This window comes from Leptolyngbya sp. AS-A5, assembly GCF_039962495.1.
Lineage (GTDB): Bacteria > Cyanobacteriota > Cyanobacteriia > Leptolyngbyales > Leptolyngbyaceae > Leptolyngbya.
The window spans coordinates 45,649-71,972 of record NZ_JAMPLL010000011.1; the positions used below are offsets into that span (position 1 = coordinate 45,649).

Consider the following 26,324-nt stretch of genomic DNA (forward strand, 5'->3'; position numbering starts at 1 on the left):
AGAAAAGAACGGTTCACAACCTCCATGCCGAAAACTGTTGCGGAAGCGATGACCCCCAATCCGATCACGGTTCATCCTGAAACCCCGATCAACGACGTGATCAAAATCCTAGCCGAGCGGCATATTAGCGGTCTGCCTGTACTCGATGCCAACGGTCAACTGGTCGGCATCATTTCTGAAACCGATTTGATGTGGCGCGAAACCGATGTCACACCCCCCGCTTATATCATGCTGCTCGATAGTGTGATTTATCTAGAAAATCCAGGGCGGTATGAAAAAGAATTGCATAAAGCGATCGGGCAAACCGTCGGAGAGGTAATGAGTTCGGCTCCAGTCACCACGACTTCAGACACACTCCTGTCCAAAGCGGCCAAGGCGATGCACGACCACAAAATTCATCGATTGCCTGTGCTTGATTCATCCAGTAAGGTCGTCGGCATCTTAACTCGTGGCGATATTATCCGCAGCATGGCAGCAGAGCAAGCTTGATTTATTAGAGATTTGACCCTATGAATACACCAGATTCGATTCGCGACCTATTACAATCTCAAGATTTTGGCGATCGCCTGCGTGGAGTCAATCAACTCAGAACGATTGATCCGGCGATCGCGTTTGAACTCATTCAAATTCCTGTGGCAGACTCCAATGTGCGGGTGCGATATGCTGCGGTTAGTCAGCTTGCGTCGCTGGGGAGCCAAAATCGCGAGGCTGCACTGAGCTTATTAAAAGTGGCGCTGGCAGATGCCGAAGCGGATGTGCAAGCAGCAGCAGCGGACTCGATCGGGGCGCTCAAGCTGACGGAAGCTTATGAACAACTCGAAGCCCTCTACCACAGAACGTCAGAATGGCTGGTCAGTTTCAGTGTGATCGCAGCGCTGGGCGAACTGGGTGAGCCGCGATCGTTTGATTTGCTGAAAGAAGCGCTCGGCTCTAACAGTGAGGTATTGGTCAAAACGGCAGCGATCGGCTCACTGGGAGAATTAGGTGATGCGCGAGCCGTTGAGTTACTTACGCCTTATGCAACCGACCCCGACTGGCAGATTCGCTATCGGGTGGTGCAAGCCCTAGCTCGGTTGAATACACCTGAAGCAAGAGCGACGATCGAAACTCTGACCCACGATGAAACCGAGCAAGTTGCAAGTCACGCAAAACAAGTTTTGGCTGCGTCGTAGCTTTAAAGAATAAAGGTGGCAGATCGCTGATTTATTGCATCCGTGATCGTAGTGACGCGATTAATCGTGTCGCTACGACAAGTTCTACACTTATCGCGCCTTTAAGATGATCACGTTTTTACGAAAACTCAATAGATAAGCTAATCGTTGTGTTCATCGTTGCGCCAGGTTCAACCGAAAGTAATCGATCGCCTGTATTTAAAGCATTGCGAGGAGCGCTCCAAGGTTCTAGACAATAAAAATCCTTGCCTTTCAGCGTCCAAAACACCAGCAAAGGAAATTCATTCGCCGCAGTCAGAGTAATTCGTGTGTGACGGCTTAGATCCGTGACATTCGAGACTTGGCGGCTGATTTGCAGAAACGCCCAATCGATCTCATCCTGAGCGAAATTAAACGTATTGAAGAACGGATAGTGCGCTTGAGTTCTTTGATCTAGAGCATCGTTCGCAGGAATATCGAATCGAAGCTGATGTTTTTCTGGAGCCAAAAAATAGGGATGAAACCCGATCGAAAACGGCATCGGTTTATCTGAGAGATTGCTAATTTGCTGCTCGATCAGTAACGTTTGACCCTGTAATCGGTAAGTAAATACTAACCGGAAGTCAAACGGATAGTGTTCACGAGTTTGAGGGGTACTGGAAAGCCCGATCGTAAAGCTGAGTTCCGCTTCTGTGTTTTGCTCCATCACTTCCCAGGGCAAATCACGAGCAAATCCGTGCTGCTTCAGAGTGTAGGACTGTCCTTTGTAGATGTAAGCATTGTTGGGCAAATTCCCACAGATGGGGAACAAAATCGGAATTCCACCCCGGACTGAAAGCGTGGGATCAGCAAACCGAGCGGTATCCATATACAGGAGTTCGCGTCCCTGAACTTGCCAACTGGTGATAATGCCCCCGCGATCGGGAACGATTTCGAGCTTAGAGTTAGAAGCCCGATCAGACAAGACATAGGTATCGAATTGCTGGCGACGACGTTCAATGGAAAACACAGGCAGATGAATAAATGGTGTTAAGGATAGAGAGCAGCATCGACGATCGTGTCAGTAGGCATTGAGGTTGCATAACGACGACGATCGGGTTCAATGCTTTGACTCGGTGCTGGAGGGTTGAGTCCATCTGAGTCTGTTTGGCGATCGTTTGGATCGTCGGTCGACTGCGGACTGGGTGAAGTAGAGGGCTGAACCTCTGGAGCCGGAGATTCGCGGCTGGGCTGATTGATGAACGAATTTTGATTCCAGGGTTGGTCAGAAGAACTCGGACTTGATTCCGGAGCAGGCGTTAAAGTCGGACTTGCAGAATCGGGGCTCAATTGGGAATCTGAAGGCGTTGACTCTGGGGTTGGTGCAGCCTGATCGGGATCAGAATCAGGTTGAACAGTGCTAGAGGGACTCGGAGATGGGGTATCCGGCTGCGTTATGCTGTTCGATCGCGCATCAATAATCGTGGGCGACTTTAGCGGTTGCTGGAACACATCGGAAACCGATTCGATTTGGTTGAGAATTTCTTGTCCACGATCGCCCGTTGCCACGTGCGGCTGAAATCCTTTAACCTCAACAGGTAGAAGTTCGACTTTCATTTGCCGATCTTTAAGCGCAACCCGCAGCACTGCACTGTCATAATTCCCTTCTGCTTTTTTGCCAAAAATGAAGTTTCCGAGCGAATAGGCGATCGGGCGACCTTTGTAAATTTCTGCGCCTTGCAAAACGCTGGAATGATGACCCACCACTAAATCTGCGCCTTGATCGATGGAAAAATGGGCGAGTTCGATCTGAGATTCGCTGGGATATTTGGCAATCTCATCGCCCCAGTGGAGGTTCACAACCACCCAATCGACTTGATCGCGAATGGCTTTAATATCGGCTGCAATGCGATCGTTTTGCTTCAGGTTCGTTCCGGGGGTTGATTCGCTAGCGGCTTGCTCCGGTGCGCCAAAATAACCCAGGTACGCCACTCGTTGCCCATCGACATCAAGAATTTCAGGACGACGGGCTTCTTTCGTGTCTCGTCCTGCCCCAAAATGACGAATTCCCGCTTGGTCAAGCGTTTTGATCGTGTCTTCGAGTCCGGTGCCCTGGTAATCCATCATGCGATCGTTTGCTAGATTCACAAGACCGATGCCGCCGTTTTTCAGCACGTCTACTTGAGCCGGATCAGCTTTGAACCCTTCGTTCTTGGTTGAATCGGATGCCGTGGTAAACGGCGCTTCGAGGTTGACGATCGAGACATCCGCTTGCCGTGTTTCTGGCAGCGCGGCAAATGCCCAGTTTTTGTCGTCCTTCACCAACTCTGCGTAAGTATGGGTGAGCGACACATCACCCGTAAATAGAAGCGTGGCGGTTCCATCTGTGGAAGTTCCGGCAGTCTCGACCTGCACAGGTTCTAGCGCAGTGGTCACGGTTTGGGGTCTGACTGTAGAGTTGGCTGCTGAGTTGGCTGCTGTCGCCGTGGTTTGGGTGGGCGGTGCATCTTTGTACCCTAACCAGCAGCCGAAGATAAACGCGGCAGCAGTCGTTCCGGTGAGTAAGAGCGATCGCAGGGCGCGAAACTGCAGTCTTTGACGAGTGGTTTGCCGGAGTTTTGACTTGATCTGAGCAACGTCTGCGGTGGGAGCTTGCGCCCGGGGTTGTGCGAGTTTGGCTCGACGAGCGGGAGAAACAACTCGCACCGTTTTACGCCAGAGAATTTGAGGTTTACCCGTAAAGCGGGCAGCAATTTGAACGCCATCGATCGCGGCAGAGTTCAATTGCCAAATGTGATGGCAAATGAAGCGCACCAGATTTTGCTGAAATTCTGGCGATTGGGCATCGACTTCCGGAGAAGGATAAAATTCGACAAAGATTCTGACGCACCCCGGCGATGAAGCGGATTCTGTCTGAGCGAACAGATTGTGAGGCAGCAAAAACACATTCAGCCAATACGTGAGTGCATCCAAATCGCCCGATCGTGCCAACTCCTGCACCGAGGGCTGATTTGACTGAGTTGCCTGACCCATACTGTTTAGACTCCACACGCACAAGGACACAGATTAGTAATACTGCAATTCTGGGAAGTTGAACGAATTTTATGGCATAAAGCCAACTTTTGTCACATTGGAGAAATATTTTTCCCACAATCTAACGATGAATTGATCAATCCGCACTGTATTCGAGATTGGAATCGCAGCAAAGACACAGATCAGCCTTGTGCGTAGCGGGTAACATAAGCTTACTGACTGAATTGACAAAGCTCCATGTCTGTTGATCCCAATTTGCCTGCTTCCAATACCACCAATGGTTCTGCGGTTTCAATCACGCCAACTCGCGCAGAAGTTTCGAGAGAGCGGACTGCCTCTCATCTAGCGTCTTCACAATCTGGATCATCGCCCCCAAATCCGAGTCGAGCGATCATTTTGATTGTGGCATTGCTCATTGTGTCGATCGGGCTATTTCTCAACCAGTTCTGGCTAATTTTGGCAGGCTCGATCGTCACGCTCTTGTTCTCAGCGCAGATGCTTTACCCAACCGTAAAGCCCGTCCTGATCGAAATTCTCACCGAGCAAGATCAAGGGATTACTTTGGGGGTAATTGGGGCAGTTGTGGGGTTGATTGGGATTGCAAAAATTTTCGGAGCCGATCAAGCGATCGCACAGTTATATCGCACTTTAGATTGGGATACAGTTGGGGCATTAGGTGAAGTGTTCGGCGCGTTGGGACAGATTTTGATCGCGATCTTGGCAGTTTATATTGCATGGCGACAGTACATCATCTCGATCGAACTCACCGTGCAGCAAAATACAATTACGCAACAGCAAACGATCGATACGTATTTCCAGGGAATCTCGGATCTAGTGCTGGATGAAGAAGGGCTGCTGGAAGATTGGCCCCAAGAACGAGCGATCGCAGAAGGGCGAACAGCTGCAATTTTAAGCAGTGTCGATGGTGCCGGAAAAGCCAAGATCATTCGGTTCCTTTCGCGGGCAAAATTGCTGTCTCCCCTCAAGCGAGATGCACGCTTGGGCAGAGCAATCCTTAACGGAACGGGTGGATATGCAGAAGATCGAGTCAACGGGATTCGGGTGATCGATTTAGGAATTATGCTGGCAGCAGCAGATCTTTCAGGAACGGATTTACGCTGGGCAGATTTGAGTGAAGCGAACCTCATTCGTGCAAATCTAGCCAACTGCGACTTAGTGAAAACGAATTTTGCCCGCACGGTATTATGTAGTGCGAGTTTACGCGGCGCTGATTTAAGCGGGACTCGTTTCTTCTATGGCAAAGCAGAAACCGCCTCGCCTCGCAGTCGCACAGAGCCGCCAAACTTCAAAACCGGAGCTTATACAGGTGCCGTGATCGAAAACGCAGACTTTACTGATGCAGAAGATATGTCTGAGGAGCAACGATACTACTGCTGCGCTTGGGGTGGCTCAACAACACGCAGCACTATTCCCGGTGGGTGTGAAGGAATTCCCAATAAGCTTGGGCGATGAAGATTTAAAAAGAAAACAAGAGCACAGTCGGTCTTTCGGCGTTCCGCGCTCTTGATGCTATCCTTTGGGACACTCGATCGAAGGTGGAGAATGTATCGACGCTTCAACCTTCGCAATCTTGGTTTAAGTCAGGCTGGCAATGAACGATCAAAGAGCAAGACACGACTCTTCGGAATCGATCGCGTCCTAGACTTTGACTTTCTTCACTTTCAGGCTCTTGAGGTACTCGGTCGGATTAGCAGGATCGAATGAAACCCCATCAAAGAACTTCTCGACCCCGCGCGAGGCATCTTTCGGAATGTCAGCATCTGCAATTCCGGCTTCTTTCGCCGCTTCTTTCCAGAGGTCTTCGCGGTTGGTTTTATCCACCAGCGCTTTGACATCGGTTTCAGCGGGAAGCATTTCCCAGCGAATGTTCTCGGTGAGGAACCAGGTGTCGTGACTCTTGTAGGGGTAAGACACGCTGCCTTTGCTGTCTTTCCAATAGAGCGGCCCCATGTTGATATCGTTGATTTCAGGCTGACCGTCGCCCATGTTGTACTTACCGGCGAGCGGCGAGTCGAGGATGTTCGCCGGCAGGTTGAAGTATTGCCGTCCGCCCACAAGCTGAGCCAGTTCTTTGCGGTTTTCCTGCTTGTCGCACCATTGTTGCGCTTCCATCAAGCCTTTCAGAATCGCTTTGGCCGCTTTCGGGTGCTTGTCTGTCCAGTCTGCTCGCATTCCAAAGTATTCTTCGGGGTGGTCTTTCCAGATTTGAGCGGTGAGCGCTCCCATAAAGCCGATGTTGTCAGACAAGATCCGGTAGGGCCAGGGGTCGCCGGTGCTAAATCCGTCCATTGTGCTGGTTTTCATATTGGCAACGGTTTGCGCGGGCGGCACCACGATCAGTCTCACATCGGTATCGGGGTTCACACCGCCTGCAGCTAGCCAGTAGCGAATCCACAGTTCTTAGTTTGCGCCAGGAAAAGTGTAGGCTGCGGTGAACGGAGTGCCTTTCGATTGCAGTTCCTTCAAATAGGTAGCGCCGCCTTTGGACAGATCGAGGTGAAGATTTTTGCCGAGGTGCTTATTGGCGATCGCAATGCCATTTCCTTGAGTTGAGGTCTGCAACATCACGTACATCGGAACCTTGCGATTATCCGTGATTCTGCCTTCTGAAATTAAGTAAGGCATCGGCATTTGGAACTGTGCGCCGTCAATGCCGCCACCTGCCGAGCCGATGACAATGTTATCTCGCAATGCACCCCAGGAAGATTGCTTCAAGGCTTGCACATCGGTCATGCCGTACTTCTTAAAGAAGCCTTTTTCAACGGCAACGACGAATGGTGCAGCTTCAAAGATAGGCAAATAGCCAAGCCGAGCGGTTGTGACTTCTGGGGCATCTCCACCGCCGGAGTTCACGGCTGGAACGGCTCCGGGGGAGGGAGGGGCAGCCGCATTATCCCGGCTGGGAGGATTGCCAACGCAGCCTTTCAGCACAAACGCGCCGATGCCGGACGCAGTTGCAGTATATAAGAAGCGGCGGCGGGAAAACTGACTCATAACTCGAATCTCCTAACAAACAAAATCGCTATTTTTTGGCATGAGAAGCTGTCAGGAGTTATCCCAAAGTGACAGCCTTTTGAGAAGTAAAAGCTGAGCAGAAATTGAACCAAAACGAAACACAAATATTGCAACCGGAAGGACGCAAAGCCGCACAATTCCTGAGGTCTTCTAACATTTTTTTAAGCAGATAGAAGCCGCGATCACGCTGACATTTGTATTTGCGTTCAAGTATTCAATTAGTAAATAAACTTTGTGAACTCAGAAGTTTCTTCTCTGATGGAAATTAGTTTATAGCCTTTTATAGCCATCTTGATCAAGTTAGGAATAAAACCATGAGAGTAATATCCAATCCATTCGATAAGTTTTTATTTTGATTTAATAATCCGAATTATTGATTAAGCAATTATTCTTATTTGAGCCTATTAATGCTAAAAATTGGTTGGAACCTATGAGCGTTCAGAAATAGCTAAAAGATGGGTAGTAAGCAGGTTTCAGCGACCCAATGATTGTTTTGATCTATTGAAATTGCACTTTTGATTAGATTATGTTTGCTCTATTACACAGGGTTAAATTACAAGATCTCTGCCTACGAATTTGCGTTTTGATCGAAGCGATATCAGTTTCAGTGTAATTTTATTGATTCTTTAGATGGAGCAGAATCAATTCGCTCTTATTCATTTATCTTCATAATTGTTTTATAGCCCGTGCTCGATCGTGAAAGTCAGATCTAAAATCATTGAGTAGAACTAATTAGAAGGATTGATTGTAATGCGATTCTTTTTATCAATCGGAGCGATTCTTGCTGCAATTTCGGTTGCAGGAGGCGCATTTGCAAGTCATGCGTTAAAGGGAAAACTAGATGATCGCGCTTTGGCTGTCTTTGAAACGGGGGCGCGATATCAGATGTACCACGCGATCGCATTAGTTCTAGTTGCATTATTTATTAGCAGAACTGAATTTGCAGATCCGCTTTTAACTGCTTCAGGAATCGCGTTTATTGTAGGAATTGTGCTTTTCTCTGGCAGTTTGTACGCGCTGTCGCTCTCTGGCGTGAAGTGGTTAGGAGCGGTGGCTCCATTAGGCGGAACAGCGTTTATCGTCGGTTGGGTATGTTTGGCGATCTCAGCTTGGAGACTGAAACTATAAGCAAAAGATTTATGTCACCATTTAGACAGTTCGCCCACGAAATTTATATATGTGTCGATTGCTAGGTTATTTGGGACAGCCTGTTTTACTTGATCGCTTAGTTTCTCAATCGGATCATTCTCTGGTCGTGCAGAGCTATCAACCGAAGGAAATGACGGCGGGTTTAATGAATGCTGACGGCTTTGGGGTCGGTTGGTATCGGGAAACTGAAGCGTTTATGTATCGCAATACCTTACCGATTTGGAATGATATGAACTTGCAAAGTTTAAGTCGGTATGTCGAATCAGGCTGTGTGTTGGCAAATGTTCGGAGCGCAACGGCTGGACTTGCGACGGATTTGAGTAACTGTCAGCCATTTCAGTACGATTCGATCTTAGGGCTTCACAACGGATTTATTCAGGATTTTCGCAAAACGCTGTATCGTCCCCTGCGTGATCGTCTTAGCGACGTTGCCTATGAATTAATCCAAGGACTGACGGATTCAGAGCATCTTTTTGCAACCGTGATTAATGAGCTAGAAACGAGCGCGAATTTAACTGAGGCGTTGCATCGTACTTTGAAGGTGCTGACTGAACTGGGTGAAAAACATCAAGTTCCTTTCTCGGCAAACCTAATCCTGAGTGATGGCAATCAGTTGGTTGCATCTCGTTATGCTCAGGGAGTTCCGACTCCCACGCTTTATTATCTGGTGAACGACCCGAATTTTCCGCAGTCGGTTCTCGTTGCATCTGAGCCTCTATTCGAGGGAAATTGGAAAGCATTAAGCGATCGCTGTTTGTTAACTATAGATGATGATTTCGAGCCAAACATTACTTCTATCTGAGTTGCAACACTCGATGCAGCAGTGTCGATCGAGAACGTTAGCGCTCATTGAATCGATTGATTACAACACTTTTTGCACTCAGGCACATCCGGACTTCAGCCCGATCGGGTGGCATCTGGGACATATTGCTTATACTGAGGCGCTGTGGATTTTGCAGCGATGTGCAGGTTATCCGCCGTTGCTGCCTGAATATCATCGATTGTTTGCTCAGGATGGATTGCCGAAAAGCGATCGTGTTCGATTACCTGAAATTAATACGGTCGTTGAATATTTAGCGACGGTGAGGGCAAAAGTGTTTGATTATTTGGCGATCGCGCCTGTGGATCAGCAGGAACGATTGTGGAAATGGTTATTGCAACATGAGTGTCAACACGCGGAAACGATGGCGATCGTGCTTGCGCTGATCGGACGGGCTGCGGTTGGAGATGCAGGAAGCCCCCTAAATCCCCCACGGGTGGGAGATTTTGAATCAGAGCGCATGATTTCAATTCCAGGGGGTTCTTTTATTCAGGGGAATGAGGCGATCGAGGCACAAGATAATGAGCGCCCCCAGCACGAAGTCTATTTAGAGGCATATTGGATCGATCGACATCCAGTGACTTGTGCGGAATATCGATCGTTTATTGAAGCGGGCGGCTATCAGGATCGGGAGTGGTGGACAGCAGAAGGATGGGAATGGGTTCAGAAAAGCGGAATCGATCGTCCGTTGTATGGGAGTGCAGACAATATTCCAGTTTGCGGTGTGAGTTGGTATGAAGCGGACGCTTACGCAAAATTTGTGGGAAAACGACTGCCAACCGAAGCCGAATGGGAAAAAGCGGCTGCATTTCAGAATATGCTAGGTGAGGTTTGGCAGTGGACATCGACCTGGTTTGATGGATATTCGGGCTTTGAGAGCTATCCGTATCCGGGATATTCTCAAACCTATTTTGATCGAGCGCATCGCGTACTCAAAGGCGGAAGTTGGGCAACTTTCCCGTGGGCAATGCGAAACAGCTTCCGAAACTGGTATTATCCGCAGGTTCGAGAGATTTTTTCAGGGTTTCGCTGTGTTTGTTCGGCTGGTGTAAGGAGTTAGTTGTGCCGCAGAATTTTAGTGCGTTGGATCGCGTTCACCTCGTTTATCTCGTCGATCGCTCCCTTCCTTCTGAAGACGAGCTACATCCGGGAAGTGATGTTATACGCGGATTGAGTCAAGCACCAAAAACCTTACCGCCGCGCTACTTTTATGATGATCGCGGCTCTCAACTATTTGAGCAAATTACCGAACTGCCAGAATATTATCTAACTCGAACTGAAACAGAAATTCTCAAAGCTTGTGCGCCCGAAATTGTTCAAATCACCGGAGCTTGTGAACTGATTGAACTTGGTAGCGGCAATTCAACCAAAACGCGAATTTTGCTGGATGCCTACCGATCGGCGGATCATCCTTTGGTGTATTGTCCGATCGACATTAGCGCTGGAATTCTTGAAAGTAGCGCTCAAAGCTTGCTGTCAGACTACGCAACCCTTGAAGTTTATGGGCTAGTCGGAACCTATGAACAGGCACTGGAAAACCTTCCGCAAACTCATCTTCAAAGTCGAATGATCGGGTTTATCGGCAGCACATTAGGAAATTTGAATCCGCAGGAATGCGATATTTTTCTTGATCAAATTGCAAATGCGCTGAAGCCGGAAGAATATTTTCTACTCGGAATTGATTTGCATAAATCCACTGCCCGATTAGAAGCAGCGTATAACGATCGCCAGGGCATAACCGCAGAATTTAACTTGAATATGCTGCGTCATTTAAATCAGCGATTTCAGGGCGATTTTGATTTAACGCAGTTTCAGCACGTCGCGATTTATAACGAAGCTGAGCGACAAATTGAGATGCACTTACGGAGTTTGCGATCGCAAACCGTTCGCTTGAACACATTAGATTTAACAGTCGAATTTTCAGCCGGAGAGACGATTTTAAGCGAGATTTCGCGTAAATTTGATCTCGATGAGATGAAACAGCTTTTAAGCGCAAAAAAATTAGACTGGGTTCGCGTCTGGACAGATTCCGAGCAAGCCTTTGCCGTTCTGCTGTGTCAACGGATTCTAGGTTAGAACGTCGAGATCGATCGCGCACTAGGGCATTCTAGGCTTCAGTAAAAGCGACTCAAAACGGGGCGGCTTCAATCTTTAAATAGATTAGAAATTGCCCTTTTCCGGAAAAATCTATATAAACTGATATGGACAATTCAGAAAATCTGAACTTGAATAAGCATGGAATCATCAATAAGATTCAGAAATCCTGGCTTGAGTCACAATAAACTAGAGACTACAAACTAGAGACCGTTGGGAAACCGCAATCCGTGTTACAGCCAGCATGAGAAGGTGAAGGGGAGATGAGTGAAACGACATCATTTTTAGGAGGCGCAGCACTTGCAGGACTGGCGGCTGTTGTTTTGCTGAAAGGAGGAGTCGGCAACAGTTCGCCTACGGTCCCGTCCCAACCCTTGCCGAACTATAACTATTCTGTGCCGCCTGCTGTTCCTACTGCACCTCCTCCGATCGCCACAACGAGCGCTGATTCTGATAAACAAAAAGCAGAGATCGAGCAGTTGAGAGCGCTCGTCGAGCAACAGCAGATTCAAACCGAGCAGTTCAAAACGCAACTGCAAAGCCAGCAAGCTCTGATTGAAACGCTGAATACTCAAAACAAAGTTGCCGTACCCGCGCCACAAAGGACTGCAAATCCAACAAACGAAAATAATTCTGTTCTCTCGAATCTTCTCTGGATGCTGGGCGGGGTGATTTTAACCTTTGGCGGCGGGATTGCTTTGGTTGGAATGTTTGTGTTATTCGCAAAGCAGCAGCGCCCTTCGCGAACGATCGAAGTGATTCACGATGAGTATCCGGGCTATTTGTCGAACCGTCGTCGAACGCAAGTGCTGCCTGCGCGGCGATCGATCCGACGAGTTGAAGCAGAGGAAATCGATTAGCGGTAGAGTGTGAGTTGGCTTTTTGCAACTCCACTCCTGATGATTAAGACACTCCGAATCAGTTGGTCTCCGATTCAGCGGCGTTTAACGCCTTATCTGTTTTTGTTGCCAGCGTTGATCGTGTTGGGGATTACGGTTTTCTATCCGGCACTGCAAGCGTTTTATTTCAGTTTTACGCGCTACGACTTGATCACAGAACCGCAGTGGATCGGGTGGGCAAATTTTAAGCGGTTGAGTACCGATCCGGTGTTTTGGCAGACGTTACGCAATACGATTTTGTATTTGGTCTGCGTGGTTCCGGTTCTGGCGATCGCACCTCTGGCTTTAGCGATTCTGGTCAATCAGAAGATTCGAGGAATTCGCTGGTTTCGAGTAGCGTACTATACACCTGTGATCATTTCGATGGTAGTGGCAGGAATTGCTTGGAAGTGGTTGTACTCGGATAACGGATTGTTGAATCAGTTTTTACGAGCGATCGGTTTCGGGGGCGTGCCCTGGTTAACTGATCCAAATTGGGCGCTGTTTAGCGTGATGGCGGTGACGATTTGGAAGGGGTTGGGCTATTACATGGTGATTTATTTAGCAGGATTGCAGTCGATTCCGGCGGAATTATACGAAGCAGCAGCGCTCGAGGGTTCAGACGGCGTTCGCAAGCACTGGGATATTACTCTGCCGTTGATGCAGCCTTATTTGTTGTTAGTTGCGGTGATCTCTGCAATTTCTGCAACGAAAGTGTTTGAAGAAATATTCATTATGACGCAAGGCGGCCCGTTGAATAGTTCTAAAACGATCGTGTTTTACGTGTATGAGCAGGCGTTCACAAAATTAGAAATTAGCTATGCCTGTACGATCGGGCTTGTGATGTTTTTGATGATTTTAGTTTTGTCGATCGTGCGGTTAGCGGTGCAGCGTTCTACTGATGCGGAAAGCTTAAACGAAACAAAGCTATAGTCAAGCTTTAACTTTCCGAATCCTTTGAAGCAGAGTTTGTCTCAAGGATTTGGGCACCAGCGAAAGTGCTAATCCAGCATAAGCTTTTGGAACTGAAGCAGATTTGCCAAATTGCACTAATTCCCGTCCGCGCTTTGTTTCACCCATTTCAATCAATCTCAGTCCAAGCAATAATTGCGTTTCGGCCAAGCGCGATCGCCGGATCTGCTCTAATTCTGCTGTGAACTGAAAATTCTCTAAATAACGCAGCTTGTCTTTGAGATAAGGAATGGCACGTTCGATGCCTTGCTGCTCTGGATGTACTCGATATTCCATTAAGCGTTGTGGCAAGTAATAACCCTGCTTTCCGTCAATTGCTAATCGCACAAATAAATCATTATCTTCACAGTTTTGAATATTTGGGCGCATATAATCTACATCTTGTAATGCTTGCATTCTAAAAAGCGTTGCACCAACTTGAAAGCTCTGCTTCACAAATACGATTTCCAGAAGCGATCGCGGAATTCCTTCGGTCAATTCAGTTCTGCCCCATTTTTGCGAGTTTCTATCCGTTTGTTCAAGGTCGCGCTGATTGTCGGAATTAATAATCCAGTGATCCGTTCCAACAAAGTCGATCGCTGAATTTTGATCAAGAATTTCACTCGTTTTTTCTAAAAACTCTGGGATGAGGCGATCATCGTCATCGAATTTAATAAAATACTTTCCACTCGCGACTTCATAGCCCGATCGCATATTGTTGCTTTTGCCCACGTTGCGAGGATGCCGCACATATCGAACTCGCGGATCAGTGTAGCGCTGCATGATTTCTGGAGTTCCATCTTGAGAGCCATCATCGCAGATGATCAACTCCCAATCTGAAATCGTTTGCGCGAAAACACTGTCGATCGCATAAGGCAGAAAGTGAGCGCGATTATACGTAGGAATGCAAACGCTAATTTTGGGCATACCGATAGGAGGTTAGTTTCTCTCAATATCGACACGATCGCCCCATGAATATCCTCATGTTGTCCACAACTTTCCCGTATCCCCCAACCAAAGGCGGAACGCAGGTTCGTACATTCCATTTGCTGAAGTACTTGAATCAAGCGCATCACGTTACGCTTCTGACCCAGCGCAGTGAAGAGGTTAGCGATGCAGAAATTGAAGCACTACGGGAATTTACGGGGAAATTAGTTGTGTTTGAGAAACCGATTCCGAGATCGAATAAAGTGCGACGATTTGCAGAGTTTCTGAGCGAAGGAACACCGCCAAGTGTGAGATCGAACTATTCACCCCCGATGCAAGCTTGGATCGATCAACACATTGATCAGTTCGATGTGATTACCTGTGAACACAGCGTCAACGAAATTTATGTCCGTTCAACCTTTCAGCAGAAAAAGATTGTGAACGTGCATAGTTCAGTGTATGGATCTTGTAAGAATCAATTACAGACTGGAACTTCTGAGAATCAACTGCGCGATCGCATCAATCTACCGCTTCTGAAACGCTACGAGAAACGTTATTGTCGAAAATTTACCAACATTGTAGTGACAACTGACGACGATCGTACCCAACTCCAACGCTTTAATCCAAATGCCGATTTCACGGTCATTCCTAACGGAGTTGATTTCACCGCATTTCCCTACCGTACTTGCGATCCGGGGGGTCATCATCTCGTTTTCATTGGTGCAATGGATAATTTAGCAAATATTGATGCTGCAAAGTTTTTAAGTCTGGAAATCTTACCGCAGCTTCAATCGATTTATCCTGATGTTACTTTGTCGATCGTTGGCGCACGTCCAACCGCAGAAATTCAACAATTAGGTGAGCGCAAATTGGGTGAGCGCAAAAATATCATCGTTACCGGACGAGTTGAATCGATCGCAGATTACCTACACCAAGCAACAGTCTGTGTAATTCCAATGCGAACCGGATTCGGAATTAAAAACAAAACACTTGAGGCAATGGCAGCCGGAACACCGATTGTATCGAGCGATCGAGGACTTGAAGGATTACAATTCAACCGACCCATTCGGGCACTGCAAGCCAATACAGTGAGCGAATATGTTGCGGCAATTTCACGATTGTTTGGTGATCCAGCGTTACGATCGCAACTGTCCCAAAATGCACGATCGTTAATCGAAACCGAATACACTTGGGAACGCGCAGGACGGCAATATTTACAAGTCTTAGAGGGAAATTAGCTCGAAAACTCAAAAACGCATATACCATTCAAAGAAAGGGCAGTGTTTCAAATCGCGTTATGAAAGTGCAATTGCCAAAAATCGGTGCAATTCCCTGGAAATCAGTCGGATCGAGTGTGGTGATCGTGACCGCAGCAGGTTTGGTTGCTTCTAGCATTTGGCTAAGTTTGCAATTCATCAAAGACCCGCGATCGGTCGCCTGGATGAATCAATACCTGCCCAAAAACGCCAAAATTCCTATTAGCGACTGGGACGATCCAAAAACTATTCGAGAAATTCAAGCAGATCTTAGAAAAGCTGGATTGTTTGCAGGTGAACCAATCCGCATTGATACGGCAATCAAAGCCAAGCAAAAACAAACCGATTTGCTCATGCCGATCTATCAACGCGCAAAAGACGGCGAGGACGATCGCTTAACCGAACTCCGGGCTTATCAATTGGTGTTCAATCCAACCCCAAACAAAACCGAAGCCCTTCAGTTCGTCAATCAAATCGCAGTGCGGGAGCTACAGGAAGATTTTGTCACCGAACCTCTCATTCGCGCCCATGTGATCGATTCCGGTGTCGATCGATCTGTCCCGTTCACCACAGTTCAACGATTTGAAGACCGCGCTCCGCGTAACGGGGCATGGCTCACCCTGAGCGGCAAACTCCAGCAGGGGGACAAATCGATCGCTTACGGTCAGGTGGTTTACTACAATCCCATCACGACTGCGATGAGCGTGATGCTGTCTTGGACAAGTCCAACGGGCGAGTTTCCAACCTGGCAAGCGGCTTCAAAAGGTCGTCCGGCTGAGTTTGTAGTCAATCAAACCGTCGGACTAGAGCCAGATTTTCAGGTGTATCAACTGCGATCGGTGCAGCGAAAAAACATTCCGTTTCAGCTTCAGCCGATTTCACTCAGCCAAAGCGGACTGCGACAAGAGAATGGAGCCTTTGTCGATGCGCTATTCCTCGCTCGCAGTGGGCTATGGTCAACAGCACTTGAGTATATGCAGTCTGTCAAGCAGCAAGTTGGCAAAAACTGGACGATGACGGCTCAAGCTCAAATGGATCTCGTCGAGCGTCATGCCAGAGTGACCAAAGCACAAGCCGATCAGCCTTGGGCAAGTGCAGGGCAGCAAATGATAGCTCATCTGATTGATGGACGCTGGGAACGTGCTGCCCAGTTTGTGCAAAACTCTACGATCGATCGCGCTGAAATCCTGGATACGCTCAAGCTCGATTCCGATCAAGTTCAGAAACGGATTCAGGCAGCCCTAAACCTGAATCCAGCCCGATCCGACGTGCAGCTTTGGGCAGCACTCCGACTCGCCGCACAACATGGCAAACCAAACGCGATCGCGTGGCTCAAGAAACAACCCCAAGATTCGAGCCTGCGTCGCGCTCAAACGCTGAAATTCCTGAGCGATTTAGATCCGATGACCCTTGGAGCCGTTCCGCCTGCCCCCGCAATGATTTCTCAAGCTCATAAGCATTAATGACACTATTCTCAAAAACGCCAATATTTATGTTTTACGTCTTGTCGTTTTAAGAGTCTGAGTAAGTTATCTAGAGAAAGAAAACATTAAGTTTAGGCAAAAGCGATCGCGATTTAATTGACAATAAGACCTATTATCAAAAAGATCGTGCTTTTCGGTGTTGCTAGTTTGCAACGCAATTCATGATTCACTGGTGTAAGGATAGATAGGTCATGACAAAGCTTTTGATTCATTCCCTGGTTTTAGCAGCAGGATTGGGACTTGCTTCTAACGCCACCGCATCTGAAATTAACGTAGATTCAGAAATTAAGGTAAATTCAGCAAATCCAGCTGTTGCAGAACTGAGCAACGAGGAGCCTTTAGCGCAGGTGACATCGGTTTCGCAGCTTTCCGATGTCCGCCCGACAGATTGGGCATTTCAGGCGCTACAGTCTCTAGTTGAGCGCTATGGCTGTATCGCGGGTTATCCCGATCGTACCTTCCGAGGCAATCGTGCCACCACTCGATATGAATTTGCAGCCGGATTGAATGCCTGCCTCAATCGCATTAATGAACTGATCGCCGCTTCCACCGCAGATTTAGTCAAAAAAGAAGACCTCGCCACGCTGCAAAAACTGCAAGAACAATTTGCCGCAGAACTCGCAACCCTGCGGGGTCGGGTCGATTCGCTGGAAGCTCGCACGACTACGCTGGAAAAACAACAATTTTCAATCACCACAAAGCTCAATGCCGAAGTCGTTTTAGGTATCACCGGAGCCGCCGCAGGACGCGATTTTATTCGACGTGAGTTTGATCCTGTAACCGGAACCAGTACCGAAGTGCTCGATCGCGTCTCCCGCAATACGATCGTCGGCAATCGTATCCGCTTGAACTTCGACACCAGCTTCACCGGACGTGACAACTTGAGAACCCGTCTGCAAGCGGCAAACCTTTCTGCGCTTCCTGCCAGCGTGAGTGGCGACCAACTGACCACCGAAGGGGCGTTGAGATTTGCAGGGGGTGATAATAATGAAGTAGTGATCGATGCTTTGAACTATACGTTTCCGATCGGAGAAAACACGACCGTTGTGGTCGAAGCGAATGCAGGTGCGATCGATGACTTTACCGATACGCTGAATCCTTATCTTGATGGAGATGGTGGTTCAGGCGCATTGTCGCACTTCGGCACACGCAACTCGATTTACTATCTAGGCAACGGTACCGCCGGAACCGGACTCGGACTGCGCCATAAGTTCGGCGATGCTCTAGAACTGAGTTTAGGCTATCTCTCAGGTGAGCCAAATTCTCCCGCAGCCGGAGACGGCTTATTTAACGGTTCTTACGGTGCGCTGGCTCAACTCACCTTCCGTCCGACTGAGCGACTGGGAATCGGTTTGACTTACATTCACGCTTACAACGTCGATTTTGCAGGAAACGGCTCGGTAGGTAGCACTCGTGCAAATTTCCGCTCTCTCGGTGACACAGGCTTCTTAGCCAACAATGTGCCCACTTCAGCGAATGCTTACGGCATCTCGGCAACCTTCCAACTTGCGCCGCAGCTTGTACTTAATGGTGCAGTCGGCTACGCGAATGCTCAATCGTTACAGCCTGGACAGCGAGGCACATTGGACATCTGGAACTGGTCAGTCGGCTTAGCGGTTCCTGACTTTCTCAAAAAAGGCAGCGTTGCCGGGGTGATTGTGGGGATGGAACCGAAAGTTACCGGAGCGCGGGGAACATTCGGATCTGCGGTGGGACGCGATCGCAGCACCTCACTCCATGTTGAAGGCTTCTATCAATATCAACTCAATGACAACATTGCGATTACACCCGGAATTATTTGGCTAACGGCTCCGAATCATGACGATCGCAACGATGACATTGTGATTGGAACAATCCGAACCACTTTCACGTTCTAAGGTGCAAAAAAACGATCAGAGCTTATCAATTCTCCGATCGTTTTTGATCAGTTCAATGGTTCGCTATTCTCCAGTAACGGATAGTTCATCAACCCAAACTCTCGGAGCAACCCCTGAGCCTGTAAATTCCGTCTCTTTCTCGACATAGATAATCGACTTCAGCACTTCCCGAATGTCACCTGCAACGGTAGCAGATTCAATGCTGGTACGCTTTCCATTCTGAATCAGCCAACCATCAAACGGCAGCGAGAACGAACCTTGCAGCGCTTGAACTCCCGCATGAAGCGCACTCAGATCATCAATCAGAATTAGATTGTCTGCATTCTCTAAGCTATATTCCTGCGCTGCGGGTTCACCCGCATAGACATGAAAGAAATGCGGACTGACTGTAACCTTTGCGCCCATGTTTGCGTGTCCAGTGGGCTGTGCATTCATCCGTTTTGCTGTGCCTGCACTATGTAGGAAGTTCGACAACACGCCATTTTTGATCAATGGAATGGCACGAGTCGGAGTTCCCTCGCCATCAAATGCTTCTGCACCAATGTTTTCAGGATGTAGGGCATTGTCATCTAAGCACAGGAGCGGAGAGGCGATCGTTGTGCCCAAAGATTCAACAGTAGAGAGACTTTGGTTATCTAAGATGCTTTGAGCATTAAACAAGTTAGAAAACGCACCAATCAAGCTCAAGAAGGCTTCTGGTGAAAACACGATGCGATATTTGCCTGTTTTTACTTTGTCATAGTTCAAATGACTGATTGTTTTCTCTGCTGCTTCTTTCAAACAGCCTTCAACATCCAGCTTTTCGATTCCAGGGCTGACGCGAAAAGCTCCTGCACTACGAGGTTTTCTGCCTTCTTCTTCGGTTTTGGTGTAGAGATACATTGACGCATAAGAATGCGCTTCATGCCGTAATGCACCTTGACTGTTGAGATAGAAGCGATCGATATCCCGCTGCGCCAAACCATTGTAGGGAACACCGACGATCGCAGGATGCGCCGATAGTAGTTCTTTCTCTGCGTGAATCAATGTTTCTAACAATTGCGACACCGGAGCTTGCGGCAGATGCTCACTGTTCACATCCGCTGTTTTCGCCGTTGCTTCAGGACTAAAATCCGGTGCATTGTCTTTCACGCCAAAGTAACTGGCTTCTTTAGCCGTTTTCAAAGCAAGCTCTAAGCCGATCGAATCAACATCGGTTGTCGAAGTTACACCTACACTGTGTTCTTCGTTCCACACGCGCACCGTTACGCCCGATCGCTGTGAAGCCTTCATTTGCTGCGGCTCACCTTGATCGACCTGCACGCTGGTTTCATCGATCGATGAACCATAGATATCAAACTTCTCAATTCCGAGTTTCTTTGCAGCTTCTTGTGCTGCGGCTGCAATGTCTTGAACCTTTGCCATTTGTTTAACGCCTATTGTGCAGAAGTGAATCTCTTTAATTACTTCGGGTTTGCTCCCTAAATCCCCAATCAGAAACTTTGAACAAAATGCTTCAACCTCCTGAGAAGCACCACTAAGCTTTAACGCCAAGAATGCTCCTACAGTCGATCGATTCCTTTATCTCAAAGTCCCCCACTCGTGAGGGATTTAGGGAGCAACAACCCACCCAAAACGAAGCAATTTGCCCTTATCGCCCACCCACGGTGATCGAATCGACCTTCAGGTGCGGCTGTCCAACGGTGACATAAACACTACCGCTCACCGAACCACAGAACCCTGCCGCCAAGCCTAGATCCTTAGAGCACATGGAAATCTTATTCATGATGTCCACTGCTTCTCCGATCAGCGTTGCACCTTTAAGCGGTTTCGTCACTTTGCCGTTTTCGATCAAATACGCTTCATCAACTGCAAAGTTGAACTGCCCAGTCGGCCCAACACTACCGCCGCCCATTTTCTTGCAGTAGATGCCTTTCTCGATCGACGCAAACAAGTCATCGATTTCATACTCTCCCGGTGCAATGTAGGTGTTCCGCATCCGACTGGCTGCTGCGAAAGTGTATCCTTGACGGCGACCGCTGCCAGTTCTTGGATGCCCAGTTCTCACCGAACCTGCACGATCGGAAATAAAGTTCTTCAAAATGCCATTCTCAATCAGCAACGTGCGCTGAGCAGGCATTCCTTCATCATCCATGTCGATCGTTCCAAACGCATCCGATGTGATGCCTTCATCCCAAGCAGTAAGATTTTCGTGTGCAATCTTCTCGCCTTTCTTTTCAGCAAACGGAGTCGTCTTGCGTTCGATCTGCGTCGTTTCGAGCAAGTGTCCACACGCTTCGTGGAAAATCACGCCGCCGAATTCGTTTGCCATGACGATCGGATAGTTGCCCGACTCCACATAATCCGCATACAGCATCTTCGCGGCGGAATCTGCTACTTCTTCCGCATCGTTCGCGTAATTCCAATTTCTGAGGAAATCCGGTTCACTGGTGCTACCGACACGCTTATTGATCGACGATCGATTCGTTCCCTCGGCGCACAGCAAGCTATATCCAACCGACTGCGTTAAACGAATGTCCCGCGCAAACGTGCCATCGCTCGCAGCAACTAACACTTCTTGCCAATCGCGGAAATACACAGCACGGCGCGATTGAACGTGATTTGCTTTCTGCAAGAGCGATCCGTTTGCCGCAAGTAGGACATCGCCCATTTCCCGCATCGAACTCGACTGACCGAGCCATGCCTCTTTGCCCTTCTTCGTCGCGTAGTCGCGCAGCAGTTCCAGATGAATTTCTGGAATAAACGAATTCGGAGACGGCAAGTGCAAGCCCATAATCGACAAGCCTTTCTCCAAGGCTGCTTTCAGACCGTTAAACGACAAGTCATTGGTCGAAACGTAACAGTCTGCTTTGCCGCGAAACACCCGCACTCCTGCACCCGTTGCCAATCGAGGCGAAATGCTGGTAATCGCGTCATCTTCTGCCATACAGCTAATGTAGTTGACGCGCTCTAAGAAAAATTCAATAAAATCTGCCCCGGCTGCCCGTCCAAGTCCAAGCAAAATCGACAACGGTGCTTCCCACGTTTCATCGAAGCGATCGGGAGCATAGGTATAGTTCAAGCTGGGTAGCTCTTTGGAGATCAAAAGAGTCGGTGATTGCATTAAGCAAGCCTCGTGCGTATTCGGGGTGGTTTTCGTTTATTGTAGCGAAGCCGTTCCGTTTCCGGGATCTCTGCGCTTTGGGGGGAGACCGTACTCTGTAGGGGCGATCGCGAACAGAAGAGTCACATCTGGAGTGTCGAGTTCACAGGATCTTTAGAAAGATTTCACTGATTTTGTCTGACAAGTCAGTAAACCTGCTGAAGGACTAACTGGTTCTCTAAAAATCATGGAGGCATTCCATGCGTGATCTTCTCGCTCTGACCAGCCTAGCCTGTTGGCTTATCCTCATGATTTGGGTCTATCACAATTCGCCCGAATGGTTTTTTGTTCCCTTTTTCTTCGTGGCAACCCTTCTGTACCTCCGTCTATTGGAACCCGGAAAAAGCTCGTAGAGTTGGCGTTTGCTTGATAGCCTGAAAGTGCTGTGATTGGGATTGAGGTTGTGAATTCTCCACGCACGAAGTTAGACACCAGGCTAGAACAAATCCACCGCACGATCGTCACGGCTGCACAAATGAGATCGATCGAGCAGCGCCTATTTGATGCGGGAATGCCCGTTACCGCACTGATGGAAAAGGTTGCTGGAAGGCTGAGCGATCGCATTGTCAGCCTGTATCCTTCTGCTTGCAAAGTTGGAGTTCTCGTCGGGTCAGGGCATAACGGCGGAGATGCCTTAGTGGTGGCGCGAGAACTTCACTTTCGAGGGTATGACGTGCGATTGTGCTGTCCCTTCTCTCGCTGCAAAGAGCTAACCACCAGTCACCTACAGTACGCAAAAAGTTTAGGCATTCCTTGTGACGCAGAAATCGACAGTTTGCGATCGTCTGACTTTTTAATTGATGGCTTATTTGGCTTTGGGCTAACCCGATCGCTCGAAGCCCCGATTTCTACAATGGTTGATTCTGTCAATGAATGGAATTTACCGATCGTCAGCATTGATCTGCCATCAGGACTGCACACCGATACAGGTCACCCCCTTAGAGCCGCAATCCGAGCCACTCATACGCTCTGTCTCGGCTTATGGAAACTCGGCTTACTGCAAGATCATGCCTTGGAGTTTGTCGGTCAAGCTGAATTAATTGATTTTGATATTCCCCTAACTGACATCGCTGCGGTGTTAGGCGATCCGCCCCAAATTCAACGAGTTACCTCAGCCTGGGCAATGTCCGCCTTACCGCTTCATCGTCCCGCCTCAACTCATAAATATAAGATGGGGCATTTGCTACTAATCTGCGGCTCTCGTCGATATGCAGGTGGAGCGCTACTAACTGGACTCGGCGCACGATCGAGCGGCGTGGGAATGCTGTCGATCGCCGTTCCCGAATCGCTCAAGCCGACCCTTTCCGCTCAACTGCCCGAAGCCTTAATCATTGGTTGTCCTGAAACTAAATCCGGCGCGATCGCCGAGCTTCCACAAATCGATTTGAGCGCCTTTGATGCGATCGCTTGCGGCCCCGGATTAACGCTCGATGCCGCTGCGATCGTCGGTCAGGTTTTAGCGTCCGATCGCGCAGTCGTCCTCGATGCCGATGGATTAAATGCTTTAGCGCAATTCGGAACCGTTCCCACTCTCCAAAAGCGCCGAGCCGCAACGATTCTCACACCCCATTTGGGCGAGTTTAAACGCTTGTTTCCGGATCTTGCGGTTGAATGTCGAGCCACTGCGGTTCAGCAAGCAGCAAAATCAACGGGTGCGATCGTGCTGCTTAAGGGAGCAAGGATTGCGATCGCCTCTCCCGAAGCGCAAACAAGAATTAACCCAAAGAGTACCCCAGCGCTTGCCCGTGGCGGTAGCGGCGATGTCTTGACCGGACTACTCGGCGGACTCCTGGCACAAAATCTTGCAGATCAGCCTCCAATTCCGCTGCTCGGTCTGACTCAGACTGCTGCCTGGTGGCATGCTGAAGCAGGCATTCTCGCGGCTCAAAACCGCACAGAGCTTGGAGTTGATGCCCATACGTTGACTCAATTTCTGATTCCAGCCCTAGTAAGTCAACAACAAAAAACATTTTTTTAATTCGAGATTCGCTCTTGCTCACAATCCTGTGCTACTATATATAACTGTGAATGGTAAGGGTCGATGCCCGAGTGGTTAATGGGGGCGGACTGTAAATCCGCTGGCTACGCCTACGCTGGTTCAAATCCAGCTCGGCCCATATTCACAAGTGCGATGGTTTTCATCGCCTTCTGCCCGTGTGGCTCAGTGGTAGAGCACACCCTTGGTAAGGGTGAGGTCACGAGTTCAATCCTCGTCACGGGCTTTTAATAAAACCTGTACGTTCGCATATTAAATGTCGCGATTCGCAGATTAGTGTCGTTTTTGGCGTTTTTTAGCATTTCAGCTGTAACTTCGCAAATTAATGTCGCTAATCAATACATTCTTGGTGTTCGCAAATTAATGTCGCTAATTACCAAGGGTGTGCTCCTTTCAGTCCTCCTAGAGGCTAAAACTCTATCATGCTAAAGCTGCGAGGGGGATCGCGAGCAATTCTATTTCACCGTAAAACTAGTCCACTCTTTCCTGAAAGAGCGATTGCGACTCAAACCTAATTCAGCGAGCCATACGGCGGTCTCATCTTTTGAGCAATGCTTTCAGCCCACCCATAGCTGGGAAGGCGATTGTGACACCGCTCAAAGGCTTACCGCTAACCTCATGTAATTCTTTCAGCCCACCCATAGCTGGGAAGGCGATTGCGACACTATTCCGACGAGGTTGTCAGCTTTTCTTTTTATCCTTTCAGCCCACCCATAGCTGGGAAGGCGATTGCGACCGTACTGCTGGAATGCCTACGCATTCATTTTCGCTCCTTTGCTAAAGATTCTGATCGGCAGCAAGAACTAGAGGAATTAGCGCAAGCAACCACGATTCCTGAGCTTCAGTTTTTGCTCTTTAGTGAGCAACGAGCGACTCGTGAGTTGACCGAGCAAGGACTCCGGCAACCGAAAGAGATTGTATTATTCATAACCTACACGATCGCACCCGGAAAGACTCAAACTCATAATCAGATCGAGCAGGCGATCGCTTGGTTTGTCAAGCATTACGAAGCCTTGAAGGGGCGAAGAGACCAACTTCAAGAACTTCGCTATCAGCATGTGCTGACGCAAGATTTCAAGGCAGGCTATCTGTATTGGAAGCAGCAACTCACGATTCGCATGGGACTCGGTGTAATTCCGCTAACTGCCCAAGAACTGTGGGAAGCTGAGGTTTGGTCAAAGTTCAATCATTCCCAAGTCCCTGCAATTCCCCAATGTCTCGTGTTGAAAGCGGGGAGCAGATAGACAAGCGGATTTTTGCGCTCAATCCAATAGATATAAGCAAAGACTGGTGGAAGCCAGACAACAAAATACGCCATAAACCGCCAGACTGCTGCAACTGGCTCTTGATTTAGCTGTGGAAATACAGTGGTTTTGAGTCCGATAAACAGTAACCAAGTCATAATCCAGGCAAGATGTAGCAGGATAACGTAGGTGATCAAGAGCAACCAAGAGGGTTGAAGGAATCGCTGTCGGAGTTGAACCATAACACAAGGGATAAAGCGACAGAATGGTCTGCTGGACAGAGACAAATTGAAACAGTGACTTCAATGCGATTCGATCAATTCGCTTGATCTAAAGCAGTTCGCACCTGTTGTTCTAGCAGTGTGCAACTAAAGCCTAACTGCTCTAAAACGATCGTACCCAATCCTTGCCCTTCGACCAAAATACCCAGGAGCAGATGTTCGGTGCCAATATAAGAGTGTCCCAACTCACGGGATTGGTTGAGGGCAATATTCAGCGTGGTTTTCGCTCTCGGCGTAAAGGGAACCTCATTCGGAGTGCTATGACCGCGCCCAATTTGGCGCTCGATCACAGGCTTCACAGCATCCAACCTAACTCCTGCGGCGCTAAGAACCTGAGCCGCAATGCCCGTTTCTTCTGACAGCAAGCCCACTAGAAGCTGCTCGGTGCCAACATACTGATGCTGCAAGCGGCGCGACTCATTCTGAGCAAGAAAGATAGCTTGAATGGCTTTCTGAGTAAATCGCTCAAACCCGACTGGCAATGCAACTCGCCCAAACCAATTGCTCAAAAAGGTTTGGACTGAAGGTAAAAAATTCTCAAACATAAATTTCTCCCGCGATGGAATCGTTTCGACTTCTAGCTCTAGCCGTTGATAAGCTTGCTCCTGTTGAGAAGCGGGCTGCCGAATTGCACACCCGTTGTAAAGAAATGCCAGCAGCGCTTCGGTTGTTTCCACATTGGCAGAGTACCAGAGGAATTGGCGATCGCGCTGTACCGTGACAAGGGCTTCAACCCGCAGCTTTTCCAGGTGATGCGACAGGGTGGAGTTGGGAATTTGCAGTTGTGCTTGCAGTTCCCCGACAGTCATTCCTTGAGGATAAGCCGCGAATAGCAGTCGCATGATATCTAAACGAGGCTCAGAACCGAGGGCAGCAAAGACATCAGCATATTGGGCAGAGTTGCTCATGCTATTTCTGGAAGTAATTTATATTTCTGGAATAGTCGAAATAAAAGTGGTGTCAAGATTTAGTTAGTCGCCCAGATTGTTTCAAAAACTGAAACTAAACGGTAGTGCATCAGAGAGC

At 48.5% G+C, this 26,324-nt stretch carries 21 protein-coding genes, 2 tRNA genes, 1 pseudogene and 1 CRISPR repeat array; of the genes and pseudogenes, 16 read left to right on the forward strand and 8 right to left on the reverse strand.

All coding sequences use genetic code 11. The annotated features are described in order from the left end of the window. Positions 1–24: 24 nt before the first annotated feature. Complete coding sequence (locus tag NC980_RS14415; protein ID WP_190379233.1) at positions 25–489, forward strand: CBS domain-containing protein; 465 nt, start codon at positions 25–27, stop codon at positions 487–489. Between the two features lie 20 nt (positions 490–509). Further along, positions 510–1,172: a phycobilisome degradation protein NblB gene (nblB, locus tag NC980_RS14420; protein WP_190379234.1), complete on the forward strand. Its 663-nt coding sequence runs from the start codon at positions 510–512 to the stop codon at positions 1,170–1,172. 118 nt (positions 1,173–1,290) lie between these two features. On the opposite strand, the gene NC980_RS14425 is transcribed toward nblB, so the two are convergent. Both NC980_RS14425 and NC980_RS14430 read right to left on the reverse strand, forming a co-directional pair. Next, positions 1,291–2,160 carry an aldose epimerase gene (locus tag NC980_RS14425; RefSeq protein ID WP_190379235.1) on the reverse strand — a complete coding sequence of 290 codons (870 nt, stop codon included), beginning with the start codon at positions 2,158–2,160 and terminating at the stop codon, positions 1,291–1,293. Positions 2,161–2,180: 20 nt separating this feature from the next. Next, positions 2,181–4,163, reverse strand: a complete 1,983-nt coding sequence (locus NC980_RS14430) for a CapA family protein (RefSeq protein ID WP_190379236.1) — start codon at positions 4,161–4,163, stop codon at positions 2,181–2,183. A gap of 237 nt (positions 4,164–4,400) precedes the next feature. Here NC980_RS14430 and NC980_RS14435 point away from each other — a divergent pair, with 237 nt between their 5' ends. Then, positions 4,401–5,636 (forward strand): pentapeptide repeat-containing protein, encoded by a 1,236-nt coding sequence (locus NC980_RS14435; RefSeq protein ID WP_190379237.1) that lies wholly within the window; start codon positions 4,401–4,403, stop codon positions 5,634–5,636. A 186-nt stretch (positions 5,637–5,822) separates the two neighbouring features. Here the strand turns inward: NC980_RS14435 and NC980_RS14440 are convergent. Further along, positions 5,823–7,178 (reverse strand): annotated as a pseudogene (locus tag NC980_RS14440) (CmpA/NrtA family ABC transporter substrate-binding protein). Between the two features lie 771 nt (positions 7,179–7,949). Between NC980_RS14440 and NC980_RS14445 the strand changes: the two are divergent. From NC980_RS14445 to NC980_RS14470, 6 genes are all read left to right on the forward strand, one after another. Beyond that, positions 7,950–8,327 carry a DUF423 domain-containing protein gene (locus NC980_RS14445; protein ID WP_190379238.1) on the forward strand — a complete coding sequence of 126 codons (378 nt, stop codon included), beginning with the start codon at positions 7,950–7,952 and terminating at the stop codon, positions 8,325–8,327. Positions 8,328–8,376: 49 nt separating this feature from the next. After that, positions 8,377–9,150: an ergothioneine biosynthesis protein EgtC gene (gene egtC, locus NC980_RS14450; protein WP_190379239.1), complete on the forward strand. Its 774-nt coding sequence runs from the start codon at positions 8,377–8,379 to the stop codon at positions 9,148–9,150. Continuing rightward, the gene (locus NC980_RS14455) at positions 9,119–10,228 is read left to right on the forward strand and encodes an SUMF1/EgtB/PvdO family nonheme iron enzyme (protein ID WP_347273178.1); all 1,110 of its coding nucleotides are present in this window, start codon (positions 9,119–9,121) and stop codon (positions 10,226–10,228) included. Before egtC ends, NC980_RS14455 begins: the two co-directional genes overlap by 32 nt. 2 nt (positions 10,229–10,230) lie before the next feature. Next, the gene (gene egtD / locus NC980_RS14460) at positions 10,231–11,244 is read left to right on the forward strand and encodes an L-histidine N(alpha)-methyltransferase (RefSeq protein ID WP_190379240.1); all 1,014 of its coding nucleotides are present in this window, start codon (positions 10,231–10,233) and stop codon (positions 11,242–11,244) included. Between the two features lie 281 nt (positions 11,245–11,525). Then, positions 11,526–12,122 carry a hypothetical protein gene (locus NC980_RS14465; protein WP_190379241.1) on the forward strand — a complete coding sequence of 199 codons (597 nt, stop codon included), beginning with the start codon at positions 11,526–11,528 and terminating at the stop codon, positions 12,120–12,122. A gap of 39 nt (positions 12,123–12,161) precedes the next feature. Then, complete coding sequence (locus tag NC980_RS14470; RefSeq protein ID WP_190379242.1) at positions 12,162–13,073, forward strand: sugar ABC transporter permease; 912 nt, start codon at positions 12,162–12,164, stop codon at positions 13,071–13,073. Here NC980_RS14470 and NC980_RS14475 read toward each other — a convergent pair whose 3' ends face one another. Beyond that, positions 13,074–14,018, reverse strand: coding sequence for a glycosyltransferase (locus tag NC980_RS14475; RefSeq protein WP_190379243.1), 945 nt, complete (start codon positions 14,016–14,018; stop codon positions 13,074–13,076). It lies immediately after the preceding gene. Positions 14,019–14,062: 44 nt separating this feature from the next. On the opposite strand from NC980_RS14475, the gene NC980_RS14480 reads away from it, so the two are divergent. From NC980_RS14480 to NC980_RS14490, 3 genes are all read left to right on the forward strand, one after another. Next, positions 14,063–15,256, forward strand: a complete 1,194-nt coding sequence (locus NC980_RS14480; RefSeq protein WP_190379244.1) for a glycosyltransferase family 4 protein — start codon at positions 14,063–14,065, stop codon at positions 15,254–15,256. A gap of 59 nt (positions 15,257–15,315) precedes the next feature. Beyond that, positions 15,316–16,737 carry a hypothetical protein gene (locus NC980_RS14485; RefSeq protein ID WP_190379245.1) on the forward strand — a complete coding sequence of 474 codons (1,422 nt, stop codon included), beginning with the start codon at positions 15,316–15,318 and terminating at the stop codon, positions 16,735–16,737. Between the two features lie 212 nt (positions 16,738–16,949). Continuing rightward, entirely contained in the window at positions 16,950–18,635 is a 1,686-nt protein-coding gene (locus tag NC980_RS14490) for an iron uptake porin (RefSeq protein WP_190379246.1), read from the forward strand. 63 nt (positions 18,636–18,698) lie between these two features. Here NC980_RS14490 and NC980_RS14495 read toward each other — a convergent pair whose 3' ends face one another. Together NC980_RS14495 and NC980_RS14500 are read right to left on the reverse strand one after the other, a co-directional pair. Continuing rightward, complete coding sequence (locus tag NC980_RS14495; protein ID WP_190379247.1) at positions 18,699–20,039, reverse strand: TldD/PmbA family protein; 1,341 nt, start codon at positions 20,037–20,039, stop codon at positions 18,699–18,701. A 226-nt stretch (positions 20,040–20,265) separates the two neighbouring features. Further along, the gene (locus tag NC980_RS14500) at positions 20,266–21,738 is read right to left on the reverse strand and encodes a TldD/PmbA family protein (RefSeq protein WP_190379248.1); all 1,473 of its coding nucleotides are present in this window, start codon (positions 21,736–21,738) and stop codon (positions 20,266–20,268) included. A 442-nt stretch (positions 21,739–22,180) separates the two neighbouring features. Here NC980_RS14500 and NC980_RS14505 point away from each other — a divergent pair, with 442 nt between their 5' ends. The 4 genes from NC980_RS14505 to NC980_RS14520 all read left to right on the forward strand — a co-directional run bounded on the left by NC980_RS14505 (position 22,181) and on the right by NC980_RS14520 (position 25,017). Beyond that, on the forward strand, positions 22,181–23,755 hold the full coding sequence (locus NC980_RS14505; protein ID WP_347273149.1) for an NAD(P)H-hydrate dehydratase: 1,575 nt from the start codon (positions 22,181–22,183) through the stop codon (positions 23,753–23,755). Between the two features lie 57 nt (positions 23,756–23,812). Next, positions 23,813–23,894, forward strand: a tRNA-Tyr gene (locus tag NC980_RS14510). A gap of 33 nt (positions 23,895–23,927) precedes the next feature. Next, positions 23,928–23,999 (forward strand) — tRNA-Thr (locus NC980_RS14515). 322 nt (positions 24,000–24,321) lie between these two features. Beyond that, positions 24,322–24,509: direct repeats of the CRISPR family, unit length 33 nt; unit sequence CTTTCAGCCCACCCATAGCTGGGAAGGCGATTG. Positions 24,510–24,621: 112 nt separating this feature from the next. Beyond that, positions 24,622–25,017, forward strand: coding sequence for a hypothetical protein (locus NC980_RS14520; RefSeq protein ID WP_190379249.1), 396 nt, complete (start codon positions 24,622–24,624; stop codon positions 25,015–25,017). Here NC980_RS14520 and NC980_RS14525 read toward each other — a convergent pair. Beyond that, on the reverse strand, positions 24,960–25,259 hold the full coding sequence (locus NC980_RS14525; RefSeq protein WP_190379250.1) for a hypothetical protein: 300 nt from the start codon (positions 25,257–25,259) through the stop codon (positions 24,960–24,962). The genes NC980_RS14520 and NC980_RS14525 overlap by 58 nt on opposite strands. 74 nt (positions 25,260–25,333) lie before the next feature. Then, positions 25,334–26,206: a metalloregulator ArsR/SmtB family transcription factor gene (locus NC980_RS14530; RefSeq protein WP_190379251.1), complete on the reverse strand. Its 873-nt coding sequence runs from the start codon at positions 26,204–26,206 to the stop codon at positions 25,334–25,336. Positions 26,207–26,324 lie beyond the last annotated feature (118 nt).

Excerpts from the sequence above, each read along its gene's own strand:
- NC980_RS14415 (WP_190379233.1), top strand. The coding sequence starts at position 25 with ATGCCGAAAACTGTTGCGGAAGCGATGACCCCCAATCCGATCACGGTT.
- nblB (WP_190379234.1), top strand. The coding sequence starts at position 510 with ATGAATACACCAGATTCGATTCGCGACCTATTACAATCTCAAGATTTT.
- NC980_RS14430 (WP_190379236.1), bottom strand. The coding sequence starts at position 4,163 with ATGGGTCAGGCAACTCAGTCAAATCAGCCCTCGGTGCAGGAGTTGGCA.
- NC980_RS14435 (WP_190379237.1), top strand. The coding sequence starts at position 4,401 with ATGTCTGTTGATCCCAATTTGCCTGCTTCCAATACCACCAATGGTTCT.
- NC980_RS14445 (WP_190379238.1), top strand. The coding sequence starts at position 7,950 with ATGCGATTCTTTTTATCAATCGGAGCGATTCTTGCTGCAATTTCGGTT.
- egtC (WP_190379239.1), top strand. The coding sequence starts at position 8,377 with ATGTGTCGATTGCTAGGTTATTTGGGACAGCCTGTTTTACTTGATCGC.
- NC980_RS14455 (WP_347273178.1), top strand. The coding sequence starts at position 9,119 with ATGATTTCGAGCCAAACATTACTTCTATCTGAGTTGCAACACTCGATG.
- NC980_RS14465 (WP_190379241.1), top strand. The coding sequence starts at position 11,526 with ATGAGTGAAACGACATCATTTTTAGGAGGCGCAGCACTTGCAGGACTG.
- NC980_RS14470 (WP_190379242.1), top strand. The coding sequence starts at position 12,162 with ATGATTAAGACACTCCGAATCAGTTGGTCTCCGATTCAGCGGCGTTTA.
- NC980_RS14475 (WP_190379243.1), bottom strand. The coding sequence starts at position 14,018 with ATGCCCAAAATTAGCGTTTGCATTCCTACGTATAATCGCGCTCACTTT.
- NC980_RS14480 (WP_190379244.1), top strand. The coding sequence starts at position 14,063 with ATGAATATCCTCATGTTGTCCACAACTTTCCCGTATCCCCCAACCAAA.
- NC980_RS14485 (WP_190379245.1), top strand. The coding sequence starts at position 15,316 with ATGAAAGTGCAATTGCCAAAAATCGGTGCAATTCCCTGGAAATCAGTC.
- NC980_RS14490 (WP_190379246.1), top strand. The coding sequence starts at position 16,950 with ATGACAAAGCTTTTGATTCATTCCCTGGTTTTAGCAGCAGGATTGGGA.
- NC980_RS14495 (WP_190379247.1), bottom strand. The coding sequence starts at position 20,039 with ATGGCAAAGGTTCAAGACATTGCAGCCGCAGCACAAGAAGCTGCAAAG.
- NC980_RS14500 (WP_190379248.1), bottom strand. The coding sequence starts at position 21,738 with ATGCAATCACCGACTCTTTTGATCTCCAAAGAGCTACCCAGCTTGAAC.
- NC980_RS14525 (WP_190379250.1), bottom strand. The coding sequence starts at position 25,259 with ATGGTTCAACTCCGACAGCGATTCCTTCAACCCTCTTGGTTGCTCTTG.
- NC980_RS14530 (WP_190379251.1), bottom strand. The coding sequence starts at position 26,206 with ATGAGCAACTCTGCCCAATATGCTGATGTCTTTGCTGCCCTCGGTTCT.